The sequence below is a fragment of the Catalinimonas alkaloidigena genome (assembly GCF_029504655.1).
GTDB lineage: Bacteria > Bacteroidota > Bacteroidia > Cytophagales > Cyclobacteriaceae > Catalinimonas > Catalinimonas alkaloidigena.
In genome coordinates this window covers 374,169-397,266 of record NZ_JAQFIL010000001.1, presented here as the reverse complement: position 1 = coordinate 397,266, position 23,098 = coordinate 374,169, and the positions used below count along the sequence as shown (strand labels likewise).

Here is a 23,098-nt window from a genome sequence, read left to right as displayed (position 1 = left end):
AGTGTTCAGAGCTTTCAGCCGACTATTTTGCTAAAAAAGCTGTTGACCACCGGCTAAGAAACAATATATCTACCCTTTTTTGCTTATTGTGCAGGCAGTCTGCCGGATTGGCCTGATCAGCTTTGGTAGCCTGTAAGCTGGCAGCAGGCCGTTCCCCTTCCACGCATTTTTCCAGATGAGTTCTTTTCGTGTGTGTATTGTATATGTCTTAAAAAAACAACTACAGCACCATACCCTCAAAATGTTGTTTTGCCCCATACTGTAAAATAATTTTGTCCGTTAATGGTCAATGCGTACCCGTGGGTGGACAAAGTGAGTACTTAGTTTTCCCGGGCAAATAAATGGGATTGAAATAACTTTATCTTGTAGTAAGTTTAACCTTTTTAAAAAAATTTGCTTTACAAAAATGGAATCCTTGTAAAGCTTCTGATTCGTAAGGCTATGTAAAACAGAATATGAAATAATACGTACAAAGAACAATAATTGCTTAAAGATTCAATAAGTGTCAACACCTATAATATCAGAGAGTATCCGACTTAATATCAACAAGGTATATTCTCTAATAACATCATTCCAGTATGCAAGATCAATCAACGGTGGCTGATTTTATGCCTCATGGGCATTGTTACTTCTGGGAGCCTTATATCCTCTGGTCCCATGCCCTTTCCGACGGAATTATCGCCTTAGCCTATATGATCATTCCTTTCTCTCTTTTTTACATTTTTTACAGGCGAAAAGACTTTGTTTACAGTTGGATGGGGATCCTTTTCGCCATATTTATATTCGGTTGTGGGCTTACACATGTGTTTGATGTTGTAAATATCTGGTACCCCATTTACCATATTGATTCAGTTGTACGCATAGTTACAGCCCTTGCATCTATCGGGACCGCCTATGTATTGATTAAATACATCCCCAAAATAGTATTGCTCCCCACTGGAAGACAATGGGCTGAAGTAAACGAAGAGCTCTCTGCAACAAATGAGGAGCTTAGTGCTTCCAATGAGGAACTGCATGCCGCAAACGAAGAATTACAAGCTGCCAATGAGGAACTGACACTTCTCAATGAACAGTTGTCAGCTGCCAAAGATGAAATACAAAGGCTCTCGTACGAAAGGATTCAGTACAATCAGCAAAAATATAAAGACCTTGCCGAGAGTATTTCAGATATCTTCTTTGCCCTGGATACTTCGTTTTGCTTTACACACTGGAACAAAGCCAGTGAAGCATTTAGTAATATTCCAGCGGAAGAAGCAGTAGGAAAAAGTATGTATGAGTTGTATCCCCACCTGCAAGGCTCCCCGATTGACCAGTTTTACAAAAAAGTAATGCAAACCGGCCAATCTGATAAATACATTCAGCAGTTCGGTACCGAATATGAAAACCGTACCTATGAGGTCAACGCTTACCCAACTACCGATGGCATATCGGTCATCACGGTGGATATTACACCTTTGCAACAGGCGCAAAAGCAATTAGAAGAACAAAAAAAGCAACTTGAACTTGCGCTCTGGGCTGCCGACCTGGGAACATGGGAGCGTGATCTGGTAAACGACACCTTACTTTGCGATGACCGGTACCTCAGTATTACGGGCCTGAATCGTGAAAACCATGAAACCAGACTTCGTGATTTTACCAAACGGATTCATCCCGACGACTTACCTTCAGTTTTAGAAAAGCTAAGACTGCATGAAGAAGGAAACACATCTTCCTACCAGGAGCAGTACCGTATAACAGAAGCTTCCGGTCAGTACAAATGGGTGATGAGCAGTGCCAAAATAATAAAACGTAATGCGGAAGGAAAAGCATTGCGAATTGTCGGGGTTTTGCAGGATATCACTGAGATGAAAAAGGCAGAAGAAAGTAACCGCTTTTTTAAGTATCTGATAGACCACACTGACGATCCTATCTATTGGATTGACCCCCATAACAACTTCCGCTTTGTATATGTCAACGAGGCCGCCTGCAGGCATTATGGCCTACCAGAAGAAAAACTACTCGGCATGAGCCTACCGGAATGGGATCCTACTTTCACTACAGAAAGATGCCATTTACACTGGGAAAACATCAAGAGAGAAAAATCCTTAAATTTTGAGTCTATCCATCGTAACGGAGAAGGGGAGGAAATACCGGTAGAGATTAGCACTAATTACCTTAAATATGGTGACCGGGAGTTCTTTGGTGGACACTTCAGAAACATCAGTGAGAGAAAAGCTCATGAGAACAAAATCCTGGAACTGCAGCAACGCCTGGAGGGAATTATTGACTCAGCAATGGACGCTATCATCACTACCAATGAGGAGCAGCAAATTTTGATATTCAATAAGTCAGCCGAAAAGATGTTTGGTTATACAGCTCAGCAGGTTATTGGCAAACCACTCTCGGTACTTATTCCTGCTCGCTTCCAAAATTTTTACCACTCCTATACAATGAACTCCGAGAACTCAAACCGGATAATGGAGGATGACCAGGCGGTTTTCGGGATGAACAATATGGGTAAAGAGTTTCCTATTGAAGCTTCTGTATCACAGGTAGAAGTAGGAACTCAAAAATATCTTACCATAATCATGAGAGATATCACGCTTCGTTTGCAGCGGGAGCAACAGGAAAAGGCTCTGAACAAAGAGCTGATACAACAGAATGAGCAGTTACAACAGTTTGGTTATATTACTTCTCATAACCTCAGAAGCCCGGTGGCTACTTTACTCGGCCTCTTAGAGGTTGTTGATGAAAATGAAATAAATAATCCAATATGTGTGCAGGCAATACATCGCATACGTATGACGGCTGAGAAAATGGATGAAATCATCCAGGACCTCAATCAAATTTTAGAGTATCAGAAATCGCTAAGTGCTCAGCGTGAATGGGTCAATTTTGAAGATGTGCTGGACAATGTAAAAGTATTAATCGCATCATCCATAAAAGCTACGGACGCACAAATATCAGCTTCGTTTGAAGTCAGCAGGATTTATACTGTCAAAAGCTATCTGCAAAGTATTTTTCATAACCTACTCTCCAATGCCATAAAATATAAAGCCTCTGACCGTGTTCCTGAGATCAAAATTCATACAAAAAGAACAAACAGTCATATCATCATTGAAGTCAGTGATAATGGCCTGGGTATAGACCTGTTAAAAAATAAAGGAAAAGTATTTGGCTTGTATAAGCGCTTTCATCATCATGTACAAGGTAAAGGCTTAGGACTCCATTTGGTAAAAACCCAGACTGAAGCCCTCAATGGCAAAGTGAAAGTAGGTAGCCAACTCGGAAAAGGCACAACATTTACGCTCACCTTACCAATTTCTGAAGATAAAGAAGGATAAAGTCACAAATGAGAAATAAGAAAGTATTTGTGCTTTATCTCTTCTTACTCATATGCTTAAAGTTGTATCTGTTTTGTCCCTCCATCTGACTGTTTAGCATGAGTCTTAAGCCCCTTCAGGCTTTTCATTTTGCCTTCTTCAGGAGCGCTCACCTTAAGTGTATAGCTGCCTTCAGCAAAGACGTAAGGCTGAATACGGTTACCCTTAATCCGTAATACATATTCCGTTTCCTGACTAGCCTCATTGATCACTTCTACTACCGGGTCAGCAGTGCCTTGTATTTCAATCTCATCCAGATAGGCTACTGCTTTGCGCCCGTAATTTTCCTTCTGGCTGACAGTAATGGGCCAGCCATCATACTGCCCTTCGGGATTGGCAATCGGGTCTACGTAACGAGGCCAGCATTCTATCTTCATTTCCCGTGCCTGCTTATCAAAAGTGATCATGCCGTAACCGGTACCACGATCATAGATACGGGCAGGCTCCCTACCGCTCTGATATGGATTGGCGACAGCATGTACGGTCATCCGGTTACCAAAGCCATCCAGGAAGTTGCCGGTATAGGGGGGCTGCCCTTCAAGTGGCTGATGACCTTCTCCGATAGTAGGCCACCAGCGACGAGGCCAGAGGTTGTTAAGTGCCGGACCGGCAAAGGCAAAACCCGCATCGCCAAACTCGTCTACGCCATAGCGTACCGTACTGGCCAAATGCTGATCACCGGCAATGTGGAGCGCAAAACATTTGCGTAATGCCCTCACGGCTTTGTCACGGCCTTCCTGCGGCCAGCCATTGGAGTCCATATCCGTAGTAGGGGCATCACCTTTTACATATTCACCTTTTTCAGGTGTGGGGAGGCTAGGCACAATGCTGTCAATAATACTGCCTTCAGGCAAAGTAGCTACTGTACAGAAATTGGTCTGTGAAAGCACCGCTTTCATCTGCGCACCATGGCTCCAGTCATTCCCCCAATCTTCTAAAAACCTCAGTTGGCGTTCTCCCAAAAGCTCCGCATCTATATCCCGATGCTTCTTGATATCAAATTCCCGGTTTTGTATAAAGCCGTTGGTCACCCTGGCCTCCTCCGGCAATACGTTCTTGGGTGCAGACTTAAACTTTCGGTCTTCCAGAATAGCCATACTGACACCTCCGTAATTCCATCCGGTATAATAGACACCAATACCTCGTTTGACTGGCGTGGGGTCATAAGGATCGGGTAAGTGTCCTGTTTGCGTACGCTGCACCATATTCACCCAGGTAACCGGCATTTTATATCCTCCCTGGTCCTGGGCCACATAGCCCCATCCTTCATCAGAAGGAGCATGTTTACCCCCTTCTCCCCACACATTACCATGGTATACATCATGATCGTCAGGAATACAGGCAGATGGAATATCTTTGAAAATATCGCGATACGACCAGCCGAACATATACCATTTGTGTAGAAAGTCCAGCGCAGCCTTTTCTACCGGGTCTTTCTGTATACCAAAGCCCCCAGAACCTTCGTAGTATTGATCTCCCAGAAATACTGCCAGATGAGGCTGATGCTTTTCTACATTCACTGCCACTTCCTGATCAGGGAAACCGTGGTCGGCATTACAGCTAAAGACCGCCATTTTTACCTGATCATCGGCAGTAGGTTCTTTGGCAATAGTACCTTCATAAAAGTAAGTAGCTGTCTCATTTACTAAGGGCAAATCCAGCTTCACCCGATAAGGCATTCCTTCTTCATAAGGCCAGCTTTCTATCCTGAACTGAGCAGTGCGCCCCATAGGATCAATGCTTCTCTGTTGTATCGTTTTCCACTGCCCTTTTTCCTGCACCTGAAGTGAAACTTTATAATCTTCAATTGACTCTATGGGCGTAAGCTGGGCGGTTAGTTTTAAGGTTTTATTTTGCAAAGTATACTGAGCAAAGCATACCGGCCCAAAGCTTTGTTCCGGCTGATGATCTATTTTTTCTCCTTCTATATTCCACTGATCAAAAATTGCTGAGGGTTGACTTGCCGCCTCTCCTTCTGCTTCAAAGTGTGATACCAGGGCGATATTGCCCTGCAGTATCTCTGCGGAAATATCACTGACTGTTAGCTCAGCGGCCTCGCCCTGCTCCTGCGCAGTAGCCGAAAGTGTAAGGCTATAGGTTTTGCCTTGTGGTGTAGCTTTCAGATTCAAGAGGATGGGCCGGTTGACGGCAGGAACTCCTTCTCCCGTAGTTTCACCGATAAACAACTGTCCTTCACGATTAATCCCGACATCTAAACCTTTACCAAATACGGCGGCTGAACGGTAATCTTCAAAAGGTCCCTTAGCTCCTAATCTCAAGCCCGCATATCCTTTTGCCTGCTCAGGGACATTTTGTATCTCCAGGATCACACTGCTGTTAAAAGCTCCTTTCTGCCCATTCAGCTGGCAGCACAAATTATGTAAGGCTCGGTTCTTTCCACTTACGTTACATACTACCCTTCCCGATTGGATTTCCCAGTCCTGCAGGCGGTTTCCCCAGTAATCAGGGCCTACCCACAGCATATCCGGCCAGTTTTGCCACTTACTTTCAAATGAGGCTTTGACTCCTCTCAATACAGCTTTTGCTGCTGAATCTTTAGCTGAGGCAGTTCCATTAAAAAATACTTTGGGGGTAACAGTAGTGATGGCTAGCGCCTTAACAGCATCTCTTCTTCGCATATTTTAGATTGTTAATTAGTGTTTATTTTTTTCCGAATCAATAATTTAAGAAGTCTTGGTTGAAGTTTACAAATCCAAGCCCCTTAAGCGCATACGCTTTTTAATAAAAGGGATGATCTACCTCCTCAGTAGGCTCACGAAATACCCAGGGCCTGAATTGCTCCAGCCTTTCTTCCCATTCTTCCAATGTTCGGCCAGGATATGTAGCTTCCCAGCCTCCTTCCCTAAAACTTTCACTAACTCCCTCATCATTGATAGATATTCTCCACTGATTCAAGGCTTCCAGCAGCTCTGCCCTGGTCTCCTGATGGGCAGGATCATCTGCCAGATTATTGAGTTCGTAGGGATCATTTTCCAGATCATAGAGCTCAAATTCAGGCTTAGTGGCAGCCATAAAGCGGGCCTGCTCAGCTGATAGTTCACCTTTTAGATGCAATACATTGAGCAAGGCCAGAACCGGATAGCTATTTTCTTTGTAGCGATTATACTGACAGTAAGCCCGCTCAGGCATCAGGTTGTGGATTAGCTTAAATTTGTCAGAACGGATCGCCCGCATGGCATCATGGGTGCTGTCCATCTTGTCGCGGGCAGCAAATATGTATTTACGTTCACTGATCTCCGGACTGAAAAGGTTCCTACCGTGCAAAGGATGAGAGGATTCAGCTCCGGCTACATCCAGTATGGTTTTAGAAATATCTATCGTCATTACCATATCATCTGAGACTTTACCAGCCTCTATATGCCCCGGCCAGCGGGCAATAATAGGCACCTGTATGCCTCCATCGTATAAAAACTGTTTTCCTCGGGGCATACAGCGTCCATTATCTCCAATTAGAAAAACCAGCGTATTTTCGGCCAGACCTTCTTCTTCCAGACGGCTTAAGACCTCTCCTACCCTACGATCTACCACCTGCATGGCTTCCAGGCCGTTGGCCCAGTCTCTTTTGGCTAAATCTACCTGTGGATAATAAGGAGGAAGCTGCACTTCGCTAATGTCAATAGGATTCAGAGAATCGCGTTCCCAGCGCCTATGGGTACCGGGAAAAGTGAGCTGCGCAAAAAAGGGTTGCCCTTCAGCCCTTTCACTCCAGTCTTCTCCCTCATACAGATCACCCGCAAAGGTAAAATTGAGATCGGCCTTTCTGGCCTGCATAAAGCAGGTAAAGTAGCCGGCTTCTTTCAAAAGATGGGTGATCGGCTTAATGCCGTGGGGTAAAGGTTTTCTTTCGAAGCCTGAGCCATTGGTACGGTGCTGACTCGCCCCTATGTAATTCTGATGAAAGCCCGTCATCATAGCGGAACGGGAGGGCGAACAGACCGGAGCGGTACAGAATGAATTGGTATATCGCATACCTTCAGAGGCAAACTTATCAATGTTAGGAGTGCTGACGCCTGGCTCCCCATAAGCGGAAAGCTGATAGCCCCAGTCTTCCAGCATGATCCAGACAATATTGGGTGGAGTTTCTGCTGCTTGCTGCTGCTGTTGAAGCTCGCATCCAAGGATTATCAAAGCCAGTCCCAGAAGACAAATAAAGAATGTGACTTGGTTAGAAAAGTATTCAGGTAGCTGCATAGTCATAGGCTTGAAGCATTGAAGCTAAGGATAACAGGAAATCCACAACTATCTTCTAAGGAAATTTTCAGGTTTTGGTAAAAGCATTCTTCTCTTTTCTAAGCTGACATAAATTATTTACTTTTTCTAACGATCGACAAAGCATCCAAAATCTATAAAAAATCTCAGATTCTAAAGGAACTGGCTTGATTATCAGCTTAAGACACTAAGCAATACTTATTTTTTTCCGAGGTGATGAATTATTCTTTGGCTGAATATGTATACTTACCGGTAGGTATATAAAATTTTAGATCTATAAACACAGAAATAATGAACAAGCATTGGGCTCATGAAGCCATATTTTATCACATCTATCCTCTGGGATTTTGCGGAGCACCGGAAAAAAATGATTTCACTAAACCGGCTGTAAATCGTTTGGACAAAATTTACGATTGGGTAAATCATTTAAAGTATTTAGGCATCAACGCGTTGTATCTGGGACCTTTATTTGAATCAGGCGAGCATGGATATGATACCGCAGATTACTTTAAGGTTGACCGTCGTCTGGGCACGAATGAAAGTCTTGCACAGCTTATCAGGACCCTTCATGAAAATGGCATACGCGTTATTCTGGATGGGGTGTTTCACCATGTGGGGCGGGATTTCTGGGCTTTCCGGGATGTGCTGGAACATGGTGAAAAGTCTCCTTATTGCGATTGGTTTACCGGACTTTCCTTTGATGGCAGCAGCCCATACGGAGACCCTTTCCAGTACGAAGCATGGAATGGGCATTATAGCCTGGTCAAGCTTAATCTTCACCATCCTGAGGTGAAGGAGCATATTTTTCAGGCAGTACAATTCTGGAAAGATGAGTTTGATATTGATGGCTTAAGATTGGATGTAGCCGAAGATATTGACATTGATTTTCTTAAAGCCCTCTCTTCCTTCCGGGATCAGATGAAACCCGACTTCTGGCTGATGGGAGAAGTGATCCATGGGGATTATCGTCAGTGGACCAATGAAGATACTTTGGATGCTACCACCAATTATGAAGTGTACAAGGGGCTGTATTCCAGCCATGTGGATGCCAATTATTTTGAGATCGCTCACTCCCTCAAACGTCAGTTTGATGATCCGGGCATGTACAAAGGCTTACCTCTCTATAATTTTGCTGACAATCATGATGTAGACCGTGTAGCCAGTACGCTTACGGATCAGCGTCATCTGTATCCCCTATATACTTTGCTCTTTAGCATACCCGGAGTGCCTTCCTTATACTACGGTAGTGAATGGGGCTGGGAAGGCAAAAAGGTCAATGGAAATGACCATCCTCTTCGTCCGGATATAGAACTTGGCAGGGCGGAGCAGATAAGCCCTCATCCTGATCTGGCACAAACGATTCATAAACTTGCTCAGCTCCGTAAAACCTCTTCGGCACTCAGGCATGGAAATTATAAGCAAGTACATGTTACGCATGAGCAACTGGCCTTCTTGCGGCAAAGTGATGATGAAACCATACTGGTGATAGTGAATGCAGCAGCTGAAGAAGTAAGTGTGGATATTAAGCTCCCTGAGCTGAAAGGGCGTAGGTTGGTAGACCTGCTTAATCCTGAACAAAGTGTTGAGTTCAATGCCAATACTACTCAAATCAACTTATACCCCTACTGGGGAAGAATTATGAAAGTAGCATAAACTTATCAGACCATAACAAACAAATAGAATGGATAAAAGGACAGAAATCATATCCCAGGCAGTATCACTCTTTGCTGCTTATGGCTACGAAGGGGTGAGCGTACAGCAGATCGTTAAAGCAGCGGAGGTGACGAAGCCTACGCTATATTATTATTTTGACAGCAAACGAGGCTTGCTGAAAGCCGTGCTACAGCAATATTTTGATGTGCTATATACCTCTACCCAAGCGACCGGCGTGTATGAAGGTGATCTAACAATCACATTACGCAAGATCGCTACTGCTTATATTGATTTTGCCAGTGAGCATACGCTGTTTTACAGAATGCAACTCAGTCTACTGTTTTCTCCTCCTCAAAGCGAGGCCTACGCAACCATATTGCCTTTGAAAGAAAGGCAATATGAGCTTTTGGAGAATATGTTTAGGGAAGCAGCCAAGCAGCACGGTAATATGCAAGGCAGGCAGAAGGAATATACGGTGAGTTTCCTGGGTACGCTCAATGCTTATATTGAGCAGCTATTAAATCAGCAGAAGGCCAGTGCAAATGATGAACTGGTAAACCGACTGGTTCACCAGTTTATGCACGGTATACTTTCATAAAACGATTTGCCAAAAGTATGTAGGTTTACAGACGTACTTTGGGCTAAAAAAAGCAAGTTCACAAAACCAGCGAGCTAGAAAGGGGCTGTTATTCTGCCAGCTTTACACGTACTGCGTTAGGACCTTTCATACCCATCTCTACTTCAAAAGTCACTTTGTCATTCTCTGCGATTCTGTCTATCAGTCCATTCAGGTGCACAAAAATACTCTCTTGGGTATCTATGTCTTTGATAAAGCCATATCCTTTAGAATCATTGAAAAAGCTTACTCTACCTTTTCTGACCACATCCTCAGGCTCTTCGGCTTCTTTTTTAGGCACACCGATTACGATGTCTTCTTCGTTAATTTCTGTCTTTTTGGTAGGATCAGGAGGGGTAGAAGTGAAATTACCGTCCTCATCCACGTACATGATCATATCATCAAGGCTGTTACCATCTTTGGCATTAGCTTTTCTATCTAATCGTCTTTGCTCTTTTTCCTTCTTCTTTTTCTGTTTTTTCTTTTCAGTTTCTTTTTTGTTTACAGTTTCTTTTGATCTGCCCATAATGGTGTTTACTAATTAAAATATGTTTTTTAGGTGATAAATGATGCATTGTGAATCAGGGAAGGAGAAAGAAGACATTCAGTATTTCCAAGAGACAAATGTGAAAAGTAAAGCTACAAAATTTCTTTGTTTCTAGAAGATTTTTTTGTCCAGTAACAATTCAGTGTAAGTAATAAAACTTTACGAATCTGCTAAACCAGCTTTCTCAATCTACCCTGCATTAAATGCACAACATGTGTATGCCAGCATAAAGTTTCTGCATAACCCCCTATATTTTTACAAATATTATTTCTGTTATATGGCAGGAAAAATCTGGTGATGACAGCTCAAAATAAAACAGTGATCTTCATGTTTTTCACTTGTTCGCTAATCAATCCATATTGAATTACTCAGGTCTCCACCCATTGCTACATTGCCATCAGCAATGAAAGAGGAAAGGCCCAAGTGCTAAAGCTCAAAGTGCTCCTTCACGTAAAATGCTGTAAGCAGAAGGAATTACTTTTAGAGGTCAATGAGAAGACTTTCTAAGGTCAGCGTAGCTGATAAGCGCTATGTTTAGATCTTTGACCAGTTGAATGATCTCCGGATCAGTTAGCAAATCCGTGACCCCTTGGCGGTCAACAGCCACATCTTCATAGCCGGTATGCCGAATCCCGCGCACTTCAGGCACATCATAAGCCGGATGGTCTACAAATAGATACGTCCCGGGAGTCAGTTGCTGCAGCATATTGATAAAGCTCTGGCGCTTGAGGGCGGGTGTATCGGTAGGCCCGGCATAGCGGGCACGTGCTACCCCCAGGTCTTCAGGATGAATATCCAGCTTATACTCCTTTGCCAGCCTGCGATACACTTCTTCTACTTCGGAAGCCATACTGGTGCATCCCATATGGGCCGTAAGGTGGCTGATCTGCGGAATATTACGTACTGCTATTTCTATCTGGGCACGTATCTCCTCCTCTATTTCCCTGATATCCCAGTCCTGTGCCTGTAGTGCCTGCTCAGGGCCGTAATTGTCGTTGGGCCAGATCATGGGATAAAAATAACCATTCTCATCGCTGATGCTGGGGGCTTTGGTCAGTGGTCGCCATTTGACATTTGACCACTCGCTGGTTAGCGTAATATGTATGCCTACATCAAGGCCTGGATAGGCTTTCAACAATTCTACTGCTTCTGGAAACCAGGGGGTGGGTACCATCACCTCTATGGATGTGGTGATGCCTTCCTCCACAGTTTCTATCATGGCCTGGTTGGCGGCATGCGAAAAGCCCATATCATCGCTGCGTACAATGAGACGGACAGGCTGATCCTGAGCAGACAAGAGGCTGCTTATGGCGCAAAAAATCAGTAGAAAATAGAGTTGTTTCATAAGTATAGTTTTCAGAATATCAGAAAATTAGCATATTAGCCGTTCGGCTCTGTCCTGTGCCATAAGGGTAGGTTAGTTTCTCTTCTACACAGAATGGGCTCATTAAAATAAGCTGCTATACAACAATTTCCAATGAAACTACACCTTTACCAAGCTTCACTCACACTCATTTTATGCGTCCTCTTTGGTCAATATTCTATCCTCTCCGGACAACCTATCACTGAAGGAAACTACTGGAAAAAGCAGGCTATTGAAGAGATCATCAAACCCTGGACAGCACATGCCATAGATCATGAATATGGAGCCTACCATAGCTTTCTGGATCAGGACTGGAAGCCATTCAATGGCGATCATAAATATCCCGGCATGATTGCCCGTCACCTCTTCAGTGCTACCGTAGCCTATATGCTTAGCGGAAAGGATGAATATCGACAGCAGGCTGCCCAAACCTATGATTACCTCATTACCCATGGCTGGGATGAGCAGTACGGTGGCTGGTACAACGAACTGGATCGGTCAGGGAAGGTAGTTGATGCCTCCAAAGACCTTTTTATGCAGACTTATGCTATTACCGGCCTTGCCATGTATTATGTAATGCGTAAAGATAGTGAGGTCAAAGCATATGTAGACCGCTCAATAGCTCTCCTGGAACAACATGCCTGGGATACGCAAAATGGCGGAGGTTATGTACGGGCGCTACAGCAGGATTTGACGATCAAAAACAGAGATAAAGTATTTTCTCCCCAACTGGCCCCACTGTCCGGCTATTTACTTTACCTCTATGCCGCTACCCGCGACGCCCAATATCTGCAAATGAGCGAGCGTATTTTGCAAACAGTAGTGGAAAATATGACTGATGAGGAAAGCGGATGGATCATGGAGGGCTATGATCAGCAGTGGAAGTTGCTGCCCCAAGGCAATGCGTGGATGAACACCGGGCATAACGTAGAAGTAGCCTGGATGCTCATGCGTCTGTACGATCTGACCGGCAAAGAAGAATATCAAAAGCAGGCTATGGATTTGAACAGGCAGTTACTACAATATGCCTTTCACCCGGAAAGTGGAGTTTGGTACCACAAAATCAAAGTAGCGGATGCGCAGCAGCACAGTGAAGACAGCCCCTGGTGGGTACAGGCTTATGGTAATATGTTTCAGCTTTATTTATATCACAGCAGTGGGGATCAAAAGTATCTGGACAACTTCCGTAAAGGAGCCGAGTTCTGGAACCAGAATTTGATAGACAAAAAGCTGGGAGGAGCCTACCTCAGCGCATTAGCCGATGGAAGCATTGATAATGGCAACAAGGCGGTAAGGACCAAAACTTCTTACCATGCCATGGAACACGGACTTCTCAACTACCTCTACCTGGATGTGTGGGCCAATCACAAGCGCATTACTTTACATTATTTTATCACCAACGCTGATGAAGAAAAACTCTATCCTTTACCCATAGAAGAAATGGCATATGAGATAGAAAAAGTGCTGGTTAACGGTAAGGCCTGGAATCAGGTCAGTCAGGAGGAGGGATACATTAGCCTCCCTCCCAAAAAAAATCAGCATGTAGAAGTGAGCCTGAGAAAGCGATAGGAATCAGGCAGGCTGCACATCCAGGGGTATGGTCAGATATTCCCAGTTCAGCCTGAGCTCACCATCAGTAACTTCATAATTCAGTTCTTCTCTTAAATCACTGTTTTTCTGAGGCTGCACCGATACTTCCAGTACATTCTGATCTTTGACCGATTCATATTCAGTACCTGAAATACCAGTGGCCGCATTGAAGATGACTGTCCAATCCTGCTCCCCAGGAATCATAAACAGGCTGTAGGTCCCGGCATCCAGACGTTCTCCTTCCACCATTACCGGCTGATCAAAAGTAACTTCAGTGGCGGCATTGGCTCCGGCACGCCATACTTCTCCATAAGGCAGCATATCTCCCCATATCTTACCTTGTCGCCCTTTTACTCTCGGAGAACTGTAATCCACACTGACATTAACACCTTCTATACTTCCCTCAGAAGTGGCCGAGGGGCTTTGTGGGGAGCAAAAGGTAAGCAAGAAAGCAAAGCCTGATAAAAGGAAGGAATTTAAAATCTTCATACTTAAAAAATTTAATTTTGGTAATTGACAGAAAGATATGCTTTTTAATCTTCCTTTGCTACCCAATTGAGCCTGGCCAGCTGAATTCCCTGCAGATCAGCCTGGAGTGAAGCGATGTACCACTGCCCTTCATGCTGGAAAATTTCCGGTGCCGCCACTTCCAGAGAATCCACAAAATAACGATCGTCATCAATTCCGAAGTCTGTGGGGTCTGGTGAAGCATAAACCGTGGTTTTTTGTGCTTTCTCCAGCTTACCACCCACTAGCCTGCCGTAGCTCTGGGTACGAAACAGGTAGTACGCTCCACCCTCTGCCGGCTGTACCACATGCGGGCATTCCGCCAGCCAGAATTGCCCATTGCCCCTGCCTGCCGCTTCTCCTCCGTAAGCTACAATCTGAGAGTCGCTCCAGTCATAAAGGTTATCGGAAGTGCGCAGATAAACCGCACCTTCATCGCCAGGATGGGCTGTATAGTAGCAGTACCAGAGGTCATTGATCTGTTTCACCATCGCGTCGCGGGTATTGGTTTCGGTGGTGTCACCAAAAAGCGCGGGAGAACCATCACGTAGCACTCTGGTAAATTCCTTTCCATCTTCACTTTTGGCCAGGCAGATACGGTTCCAGTCGCCATAAAACATCAGGTATTCTCCTTCATGCTGAAGCACATAAGGAGCCTGCATGCCACCCGGCTCTTCGCCCAGGTTGGTATCTGCCTGCATGGCTATGCCCATAGGCTGCCAAAGCGTATCGCGAAGCTGTTTACCTTCCCAGCGATGAAACAGACGAGTTTTGCCCGGAGCATTGGTTTTACGAATACAGGACCAGACCTGCCAGCTACCGTCAGCAGCCTGCCAGATGCCAAAGTCTACGGGTTGCTGCTCCTCACTTGTAAGCTCACCCAAATCAGGATTAGCAGCGATCTGCCACCAGTCGCCTTCAATCTGGGGCACTAATGGGGTAATTGATGAAATATTTTCCTGCTCTTGCTGAGTGTCGGAAGAAGTAGAACAGGCACAACATAAAGTAACAATGCTTACAATAAAAATGGGTAATTTCATAATTGAGGTTGTCGTTTAAAGTTTAGCGTTAGGGAGCGATAGTGTTATGGTTCTGAGTGTTGTGCTAAGATCCTGTATGTAGTGTTTTGATATTAGAGTCTGTGGTTACGAATAATTTATAAACCATCGCTCTTTCACACTAAAGTACCATCATACCCCAAAACTATCTTGTGAGAAAAATATTAAATTTATTTGTAACCTTTCCTTAAAGTCAAAGTTTCCCCGGACAAAACTACCAAACTTGGATTCCAGCACTGACAACGCCATCATGCTAAAAGTCAAAAGCGGTGATCTCGAGAAGATGGGTCTTCTTTTTGAGCGTCATCACAGGCCTCTTTTTGGCTTTTACTATCGCATGTGTCAGGATGCTGAGCTGAGCGAGGATCTGGTGCAGAATCTCTTTCTGCGGATGATCAAGTATCGGCATACCTTCACTGGAGAGGGGAAATTTACCAGCTGGATGTACCATCTGGCGCGTAACCTGCTGGCTGACCACTACCGGAAAAAGAAGAAAATGACTACTGATAATTTTAAAGAAGTGGAGAAACTGTGGGAAGAAGAAGCCGCACAGGAAACGAAAGAAGAACGAATCAGGCTGCTGGAAAAGGCCATGCAGTACCTGAGCGATGACAAGCGGGAGGTACTGGTACTCAGCCGCTATCAGGGACTACGCTATCAGGAGATCGCCGATATGCAGAACACCAGCGAAGCCAATATCAAAGTAAAAGTATACCGTGCGCTACGGGAGCTAAAAGAGATTTTTCAAAAACTGGAAAGGTTCAGTGCATTATGAAGGATAAACATATCATATTGGTTCTAGACTATCTGGAGGGCAAACTCAGTGAAGCACAGCAGCATCAACTGGATGAGTTACTTGAGGCTAAGGTGATCCGGCAGGAGCAGATAGAAGAGTTACGTCAATTTTACATGAAGACAGAAACTTATCCGACGCCGGAACCTTCGCAGCAGCTCAGACATAACTTTTTTGCTCAACTCGAGCAGGAGATGGTCAAAGAGAAGCGCAAGCAGAGCTGGAGAAGCTGGCTTCCCCGCCTGCAGGCAGATGTCAAGCTTTCTCATGTTTTGTCCGCGGCTTTCATCTTCTTGCTGGGACTGATGATAGGACTATGGTTTAATACTAATCGTGGCTATGAACAGCAGATGTCAGCGATGCGCGCTGAGTTACAAAATATGCAGGAGACGATGGTGATCAACCTACTGGAACAGCCTTCCGCTACGCAGAGACTTAAAGCAGTAAGCATAAGTAACCAGCTGCCTCAAAATGATGGGAAGGTGGGTGTAGCGCTTCTGAAAGTGCTCAATGAAGACCCTCATGTCAATGTACGGCTGGCGGCTTTGGATGCTTTGCTGAATTATGCACACACCCCCCGAATACGCGAAGGCCTGGTACAATCTATACCGGCACAGGAGGCTCCTATGGTACAAATCGCGCTGGCAGAAGCCATGGTACAGCTCCAGGAGAAAAGGTCGGTAGAGGCTCTCCAGCAACTGATGGAACAACAGGAACTCAACGAAATGGTAGCCGAAGAAATCAAAAAAAGTATCAAAGCTTTAACCTGAAAACATCATGAAAAGAATTGTATTTACTGCCCTGCTCATTTGCTGTGGGCTGCATTCCCATGCCCAAAAAATGCGGGTGCAGGAAGAAGAAACCATCAGGCGTTCGCTCAGCTTTGCGCAAAATACCGACCGCCTTCTTATCCTTAAGAATATCAGCGGAAGTATAGAAATTGAAGGTTATGAGGGCAATACGGTAGAAATGGAAGCCCGGCAGGTTTTGAAGGGAAGAGACCAAGCCGCTCTGGAGCACGCCAAAGAAGAGGTGCGGCTGATCACAAGGGTAGAAGGCGACATTATCCTGATCTACCCTGAAGACCCGGACGTCAAAGCGGAGTTGAAAGGCCGGCGGTTTCACTACCATGTTAACCGCCATGATCCTGACTATCATTCCCATTATGATTTCAGACTGCGGGTACCCCGCAATGTTAGTCTGCAAGCATCTACTGTCAATGATGGGGAAGTGAGGGTCAAAAACGTAGAAGGCAAAAACATTCAACTGCATAATGTCAATGGAAGTATCAAGGCAGACAAGGTCAGCGGACTTACAGAAGCCCATACGGTCAATGGAGAGATAGAAGTGAGCTATACGCAAAAGCCAACGCAGGATGCGGAGTTTCATACCATCAACGGAGATATCAATGTGATCTGCCCTGAAAACCTTAGTGCTGACGTGCGCTTCAAAAGTATGAATGGTGACCTGTATACCAATTATCCTGAAGTACAAACCAAACCCGGTATTGAGCAAACCAGTGCTGAGAAGGGGAACAAGAAAATGTATCGTCTGAACCAATCTACCCTCCTACAAATCAATAATGGCGGGCCACTCCTTGATTTCAATGTGTTAAACGGAAATGTATATGTTAAAAAGTACTGATATGAGACTGATAAAAGTTATATTAATTGCCCTGCTGACTTATCTGTTAGCCATAGGACTAGCCCATGCGCAGGAGCAGATCGCTATCCCACTTAGTCGTCCCGGAGAAGCCGGGCAACTGGAGGTACAAATGGTAAGAGGCTCTATCAGTGTACAGAGTTACGATGGGCAGGAGGTAGTGGTACGCATCATCGGTGGGCAGAAAAAAGCGACCAAAGAAGATACGAAAAATGGTATGCGCAGGATCTCCGGACCAAGTTTTGGGCTGGATGCTACTGAGCAGGATAATGAAGTACGTATTGATGCCGGCCCGCCCAATCAAATGTCTAACCTTGAAATACTCGTACCCTCCAATTTCTCTGTAAACGCTGGCACTGTGAATGACGGACATATCAGTATCAGCGGACTCAGTGGAGAGATGGAAGTGAGCAATGTCAATGGAGGTATTCGCCTGGAAGGCATCAGGGGTTCTGCGGTAGCCAGTACCGTCAATGGCGATGTGAGGGTTGAATTTCTGGAAGTGACACCTGATACACCTATGGCCTTCAGCAGCCTCAACGGAGATATAGATGTGAGCTTTCCTAGCAATACCAAAATGACTGCCCAGATGAAAACACTCAATGGAGAAATCTATACTGATTTTGACATCAACGTAAATGCGTCGGGTAGTGTTGATAAACGAAAAGAGAATGGCGTATACAAAGTTACTGTAGACAAAAGCATTATGGGAGACATCAATGGCGGGGGACCTAAAGTGATCTTCAAGAACCACAATGGCAATATTTATATCCGGAGACGGTAAATATTCAGAGCATCATAAGCTGTACTGTTTATGATGCTAATTTCCCCTCTCTGAATACGAAGACGGGTATGGTTCCGGATTAGGACTGGCATAGAGGTAAGAGTCATTCTCTATGATAATAGCCTTATATTTATACAGCATTTTCTGCGATTTCTTCCTAATCAACAGCATAGGTAGCCCCGCTGTAACTGTAGAGATGGAAAACTCATTGACCTCGCTGTCCAGCGAGGGTTTATTGCCATGTACAGCTAAATTATTGATCTGATCAATCACAAACCTACCTACCCCTACAATCACTAATGCGGCCCCTAAGGTTTGGTGGAAAGCATGCTGTTTAAAATAAATTCTGTCTATTTCGTGTATAGACACGGTATCGTCATACGTAACTACCGCAGTGTCTGATATATCACGAATGTAAGTAGACACCTTTTCCCGGCTTGCTTTGTACTTAAAAGTAAAAGGCTGACCGGGATTGAAACGAGCGACTACCTCATTGTATTTCAGCACCACCAATTGTCGCTGCCCACAGCTAATATGACTAAGCAGCAGTAAGCCCAGAAGTATACAGCAAAACAATAGTGGATATGTTCTCAAGCGTTCCTTGTTGAATGATTTATTCAAAATACTATCAATAAATTTTCATTCAAAAATATTTACCATTTTTGATATTCTACCAATCTTAATAATCTGGCCTTTCAGATCAAAAAAATCCTGCTTTTATCAAATTAGTAAATTAGAAAGTTAATTTTTCTGATTTAGGAATAAAAATATCTGCTGCCAGCTCACCGTTTAATGAGAGATTCATAGAATTACGGTTTTCCTTTATTACTTTATAGCCTTAATATAAACCACCATACACAGGAAACCTGATGTTGTCGCTCTTTAAACATTTCAGCATCTTTGTATTGTATTAAAAGTGAGCTGTATACAACATGCAAATTCTTTTACCTTTGTGCATTAAAATTTTTTGAGTTTGAAATCAGTCATCAACACTTCTCTCTTCTCTAAAGAATCTCAATGGTTTCATCAATTATACATGCAGGCCCCGGTAGCCATAGGCATTTATGTTGGACAGGAACACATAATTGAAATGGCCAACCCTGCCATGTGTGAATTATGGGGGCGGCAATATGAGCAGGTCATCAACAAGCCGCTTTTTAAAGCTCTGCCCGAGGTAGCCGAACAGGGCTTTGAGGAGATACTGGCCAAAGTGCTTCAAACAGGAGAACCTTTCTCGGGGAATGAGCTTCCTGCCACATTGGAGAGAAACCGAAGAATGAACCTTTGCTATTTCAATATTATCTACAAGCCACTACGCGACGCTGAAGGCAATATCACAGGGATTATTCAGACTGCTACGGAAGTCACCGAGATAGTGAAAGCCCGACAGATGGCTGAAAGGAATGAAGATATACTCAAGCTTTCGCTGGAAGCAGGAAAAATGGGGAGCTGGTATATGGATTTTGTACAGGACGCTACGATACGTTCTATTGGGCACAGTGCCATTTTTGGTTATAAGGAGCTTCCTGCCGACTGGGGAGTTGAACAGTTTTGGCAGCATATTCTGGAAGAAGACAGAGCCTATGCACAGAGGTGCTATGAAGAATCATTACAAAATGGTATCCTGAATTATGAAGCAAGAATCAGATGGCCCGATCAAAGTATTCACTGGATCCAGGTAAAAGGTAAAGCTTTGTTTAACCTCAAGGGACAGGCTGTGAGTATGTCAGGCATTATTACTGACATTAGTGAGCAGAAAGAAGCTGCTGAAAGAGAGCGTATTGCAGCTATGGAAGAAGCTGCCCGGCAGGAAGAGGAAAGGCAAAACGAAGCACTAAAAGAGCTTTTCATGAACATTCCCGCCCTTGTTGCTTCTTCGAAAGGTCCCGAACATGTTTTTGATTTGGTAAACCCTAAGTATCAGCAACTCTTTCAGGGTCGCCAGCTACAAGGCCTTCCTCTGCTGGAGGCCATACCAGAACTCAAAGGTCAAGACCTCTTGAACATCATTGAACATGTTTACCACACCGGAGAGACTTACGTTGGTAATGAAGTAGCTGTTCCTCTTGACCTTGAAAGAACAGGACAGCTCAATGATCATTATTTTACCTTTGTATACAAGGCCATGCGCAATAGCGAAGGCAATATCTCCGGAATACTGGTATTTGCCTTTGAAGTAACTGAGCAGATCAATGCCCGTAAACTGGCCGAAAGAAGCGAAGAAAGCCTGCGCATTGCCTTGAGCGCCGGAGAGATGGGCACCTGGGACTTTGATCTGGACAGCGGGGAGTTTTCGCACTCTTTGCAATATGACTACATATTTGGGTACAAAGAGCAGCCTCCCGACTGGGGATTTGAAAACCTGATTGAGCATGTACTACCGAAAGAAAGGGAATATGTAAGAGAGCAGTTTGAGCTGGCAAAAGAGACAGGACAACTCAACCTGGAAACGCAGATACGAAGCGCTAAACAGGAAGACCGCTGGATAGCCCTTAAAGGCAAAACTTTTTTTGAGAATAAAAAAGCCCTGCGTATGGCAGGCGTGGTGATGGACATCACTGAGATCAAGCAGAAGAACCTGGAACTAGAACGGATCAATACTGACCTGGATAATTTTGTGTATACCGCTTCTCACGACCTTAGAGCACCTATTACCAATCTGGAAGGACTCATGCTCGCTATTCGGGGAACTATACTTGGAAAAACGAACCAAAAGGAAAAGATGCTTCTGGATATGATAGATACCTCTGTAGGTAAACTCAACAAAACCATAACTGACCTCGTTGAGTTTACTAAAATGCAGCATGAAAATGCTTATGCCACCCGTGAAGAAGTCAGTTTTGAGGAAATATTTGAAGAAATTAAGTCGGATGTCCAGCACCTGCTTGATGCTGCTGCACCTGAAATCAAGCTTGACTTTCAGGTTCCGAGTATTATTTACAAAAGGCCTAATCTTAGAAGTATTCTGTATAACCTCTTTTCAAATGCTGTAAAATATTATGCTGCTGAGCGTCCTCCTGTAATTAAAATTAGCACCTTTTTTGAGGAGGGTGCAGTGGTACTGTCAGTAAAAGATAATGGCCTGGGCCTGAGCGATGAACAACAGCAGAAGCTATTCCAAATGTTTAAGCGTCTTCACACACATGTGGAAGGCACCGGTATCGGGCTCTATACCATCAAACGTATCATAGAAAGTAATGGAGGTAACCTGAAAGTGCATAGCCGGCAAGGCGAAGGAAGTGAGTTTATCGTACATTTTTTAAACACATAGCGCTGCTCAGTTGCTTTTTTTTAAACGAATAAAGTAAGTAATGCAAGGGATAGAATGTATTTTATTAGTAGATGATGACCCCATCACTAATTTTATTAACCAATTACTACTGGAAAAGTTAGGGTTTGGGGAAGATGAAATTATGGTGACTACAGACGGTGACGAAGCCGTAAATATTGTGAATGATACCAACGAAAAGCTTAAAAAAAATAACACCCTGCTGTTGCTTTTTCTGGATATCAACATGCCTGCACTGGATGGATTTGAGGTGCTGGATGCCCTGAACGAAATGAGCCTCTCTCACTCACAGATCAAGGTGTATTTACTAACAAGCTCTCAAAACGCTAAAGATCTACAGAAAGCTAAGGATTATAAAATCTGTAAATTCATTGATAAACCGCTGAAAGAAGAAAGCGTTAAAACCATTCTGGATGAGCTCAATCCTTCATAGCGCCGGGATTATCACCTTGAATAGCAGAAACATGACTTCTTTTACTTCGCGGCCTTTTCAGGCATATAACGCTCCAGTTGCTGCTGCCACTGGTCCGTCTTGATTACTCTTATCACTTCGCGGTTGATATCTTCCAGTAAATCATGTTCTTCTCTTATGCCTAAAGCATAATATTGAGGATTACGCTTTTGAGGCTGTATTTTTAAAGTGATGTTCTGGCTATTGTCAATCGTATATTTTAACAAGGCGACACTGCTGACTGCTACCTCAAGCTGCTTATTTTCTACCGCTTGCAATGCTTCCTTCAGACTTGGGTAGGATTGATAGCTGACATTTTCTTCTTTGAGATAGGTAGCAGCATCTGAGTCTTCTACAGCGGCCACTTTCATATCACGTAAGTCATCAGGTATGCTAAGTGTTTTGCTGTATGATCCTCCCATAGCGGATATAATACTTGCCGTAAGCACTGAGGTCACCCCCATGGCAATCAGCATCCATAGCAAGGCTACTGCGCGGCCAAAAAAGGTTACGGGGGCTTTGTCTCCATAGCCAATGGTCGTCATGGTCACGCCGGCCCACCAAAAACCAGCGCCTATCCCCCTGATGATAGAACGCTCACCCCCAAAGTTATCATCATTGCTGGTACGCTCAATTAAATAGATCGCTGTACCTACGATGAGCAGCAGTACAGAAAGCATCAGCGCAATTTTCCAGAAACGCTTGCTGAAGAAGGCTGAAGCAATGTCGCGCAGATTATTACTTTGCATCATTGCTATTCCCAGATGAGATGTATGATAAAAATAGCTGAAATCCAGTAAAGTGTCCTTCTCAGCAGATACGTTAGCAAGTAATGCAACATCAATTTTACCATTTTGCAAAGCACTTTGCTGCTCCTCCTCAGGCACATTAACTAACTGATATTGTAATTGTAAGCTTTCGGCGACTTCACGCCATAATTGTATACTGATACCATCCCAGGTGTCATTCTTACCCTGAATGATGTATGGGGGCTGTGAATGGATTGCTACTTTTATTTTAGGGTCTCTGCCTATATTCAGGCTATTCTCTTGAGCAAATCCGGCAGAAAAGAATAATAGCAAAGGAAATATTAAAAAAGAAGTTTTCGTTAAAAAAATACGCATGTTCATAGGTTCTCATGCTTACTCACTCCATTTACTTTAGGATTTTCAGCACAGACAGTTTAAAAAGTA

Annotated in this window: 19 protein-coding genes; 10 read left to right on the top strand and 9 right to left on the bottom strand. The window is 44.1% G+C overall.

The annotated features are described in order from the left end of the window. Window positions 1–22 precede the first annotated feature (22 nt). On the bottom strand, window positions 23–163 hold the full coding sequence (locus tag OKW21_RS01630; protein WP_277476634.1) for a hypothetical protein: 141 nt from the start codon (window positions 161–163) through the stop codon (window positions 23–25). A 415-nt stretch (window positions 164–578) separates the two neighbouring features. Here OKW21_RS01630 and OKW21_RS01625 point away from each other — a divergent pair, with 415 nt between their 5' ends. Then, entirely contained in the window at window positions 579–3,323 is a 2,745-nt protein-coding gene (locus OKW21_RS01625; RefSeq protein WP_277476633.1) for a PAS domain S-box protein, read from the top strand. Between the two features lie 56 nt (window positions 3,324–3,379). Here OKW21_RS01625 and OKW21_RS01620 read toward each other — a convergent pair whose 3' ends face one another. Together OKW21_RS01620 and OKW21_RS01615 are read right to left on the bottom strand one after the other, a co-directional pair. Beyond that, entirely contained in the window at window positions 3,380–6,001 is a 2,622-nt protein-coding gene (locus tag OKW21_RS01620) for an alkaline phosphatase D family protein (RefSeq protein WP_277476632.1), read from the bottom strand. Between the two features lie 100 nt (window positions 6,002–6,101). After that, window positions 6,102–7,574, bottom strand: coding sequence for a sulfatase family protein (locus OKW21_RS01615; RefSeq protein ID WP_277476631.1), 1,473 nt, complete (start codon window positions 7,572–7,574; stop codon window positions 6,102–6,104). 309 nt (window positions 7,575–7,883) lie between these two features. Here OKW21_RS01615 and OKW21_RS01610 point away from each other — a divergent pair, with 309 nt between their 5' ends. Both OKW21_RS01610 and OKW21_RS01605 read left to right on the top strand, forming a co-directional pair. Next, window positions 7,884–9,245, top strand: a complete 1,362-nt coding sequence (locus tag OKW21_RS01610) for an alpha-amylase family glycosyl hydrolase (protein WP_277476629.1) — start codon at window positions 7,884–7,886, stop codon at window positions 9,243–9,245. 28 nt (window positions 9,246–9,273) lie between these two features. Continuing rightward, the gene (locus OKW21_RS01605) at window positions 9,274–9,843 is read left to right on the top strand and encodes a TetR/AcrR family transcriptional regulator (protein WP_277476628.1); all 570 of its coding nucleotides are present in this window, start codon (window positions 9,274–9,276) and stop codon (window positions 9,841–9,843) included. Between the two features lie 88 nt (window positions 9,844–9,931). Here the strand turns inward: OKW21_RS01605 and OKW21_RS01600 are convergent, their stop codons facing one another. Both OKW21_RS01600 and OKW21_RS01595 read right to left on the bottom strand, forming a co-directional pair. After that, window positions 9,932–10,387: a cold-shock protein gene (locus OKW21_RS01600; RefSeq protein WP_277476626.1), complete on the bottom strand. Its 456-nt coding sequence runs from the start codon at window positions 10,385–10,387 to the stop codon at window positions 9,932–9,934. Between the two features lie 508 nt (window positions 10,388–10,895). Further along, window positions 10,896–11,753, bottom strand: a complete 858-nt coding sequence (locus OKW21_RS01595; protein ID WP_277476624.1) for a polysaccharide deacetylase family protein — start codon at window positions 11,751–11,753, stop codon at window positions 10,896–10,898. 132 nt (window positions 11,754–11,885) lie between these two features. Between OKW21_RS01595 and OKW21_RS01590 the strand changes: the two genes are divergently transcribed. Beyond that, window positions 11,886–13,340, top strand: a complete 1,455-nt coding sequence (locus OKW21_RS01590; protein WP_277476623.1) for an AGE family epimerase/isomerase — start codon at window positions 11,886–11,888, stop codon at window positions 13,338–13,340. A gap of 3 nt (window positions 13,341–13,343) precedes the next feature. Here OKW21_RS01590 and OKW21_RS01585 read toward each other — a convergent pair whose 3' ends face one another. Next, window positions 13,344–13,850 carry a DUF2911 domain-containing protein gene (locus tag OKW21_RS01585; protein WP_277476622.1) on the bottom strand — a complete coding sequence of 169 codons (507 nt, stop codon included), beginning with the start codon at window positions 13,848–13,850 and terminating at the stop codon, window positions 13,344–13,346. Between the two features lie 44 nt (window positions 13,851–13,894). Beyond that, window positions 13,895–14,908: a glycoside hydrolase family protein gene (locus tag OKW21_RS01580; protein WP_277476621.1), complete on the bottom strand. Its 1,014-nt coding sequence runs from the start codon at window positions 14,906–14,908 to the stop codon at window positions 13,895–13,897. 241 nt (window positions 14,909–15,149) lie between these two features. Between OKW21_RS01580 and OKW21_RS01575 the strand changes: the two genes are divergently transcribed. The 4 genes from OKW21_RS01575 to OKW21_RS01560 are packed head-to-tail and all read left to right on the top strand — an operon-like array spanning window position 15,150 to window position 18,165. Then, window positions 15,150–15,701 carry an RNA polymerase sigma factor gene (locus OKW21_RS01575; RefSeq protein ID WP_277476620.1) on the top strand — a complete coding sequence of 184 codons (552 nt, stop codon included), beginning with the start codon at window positions 15,150–15,152 and terminating at the stop codon, window positions 15,699–15,701. Continuing rightward, on the top strand, window positions 15,698–16,489 hold the full coding sequence (locus OKW21_RS01570) for a HEAT repeat domain-containing protein (protein WP_277476619.1): 792 nt from the start codon (window positions 15,698–15,700) through the stop codon (window positions 16,487–16,489). Before OKW21_RS01575 ends, OKW21_RS01570 begins: the two co-directional genes overlap by 4 nt. A gap of 7 nt (window positions 16,490–16,496) precedes the next feature. Further along, window positions 16,497–17,363 (top strand): DUF4097 family beta strand repeat-containing protein, encoded by an 867-nt coding sequence (locus tag OKW21_RS01565; protein ID WP_277476618.1) that lies wholly within the window; start codon window positions 16,497–16,499, stop codon window positions 17,361–17,363. A gap of 1 nt (window position 17,364) precedes the next feature. Then, window positions 17,365–18,165 carry a DUF4097 family beta strand repeat-containing protein gene (locus tag OKW21_RS01560; RefSeq protein WP_277476617.1) on the top strand — a complete coding sequence of 267 codons (801 nt, stop codon included), beginning with the start codon at window positions 17,365–17,367 and terminating at the stop codon, window positions 18,163–18,165. A gap of 36 nt (window positions 18,166–18,201) precedes the next feature. Here OKW21_RS01560 and OKW21_RS01555 read toward each other — a convergent pair whose 3' ends face one another. Further along, the gene (locus OKW21_RS01555; RefSeq protein ID WP_277476616.1) at window positions 18,202–18,759 is read right to left on the bottom strand and encodes a hypothetical protein; all 558 of its coding nucleotides are present in this window, start codon (window positions 18,757–18,759) and stop codon (window positions 18,202–18,204) included. Window positions 18,760–19,138: 379 nt separating this feature from the next. Between OKW21_RS01555 and OKW21_RS01550 the strand changes: the two genes are divergently transcribed. Together OKW21_RS01550 and OKW21_RS01545 are read left to right on the top strand one after the other, a co-directional pair. Then, window positions 19,139–21,436 (top strand): PAS domain-containing sensor histidine kinase, encoded by a 2,298-nt coding sequence (locus tag OKW21_RS01550; RefSeq protein ID WP_277476615.1) that lies wholly within the window; start codon window positions 19,139–19,141, stop codon window positions 21,434–21,436. Between the two features lie 40 nt (window positions 21,437–21,476). Then, complete coding sequence (locus OKW21_RS01545) at window positions 21,477–21,887, top strand: response regulator (RefSeq protein WP_277476614.1); 411 nt, start codon at window positions 21,477–21,479, stop codon at window positions 21,885–21,887. A gap of 41 nt (window positions 21,888–21,928) precedes the next feature. Here OKW21_RS01545 and OKW21_RS01540 read toward each other — a convergent pair whose 3' ends face one another. Further along, the gene (locus OKW21_RS01540) at window positions 21,929–23,035 is read right to left on the bottom strand and encodes a transporter substrate-binding domain-containing protein (RefSeq protein ID WP_277476613.1); all 1,107 of its coding nucleotides are present in this window, start codon (window positions 23,033–23,035) and stop codon (window positions 21,929–21,931) included. Window positions 23,036–23,098 lie beyond the last annotated feature (63 nt).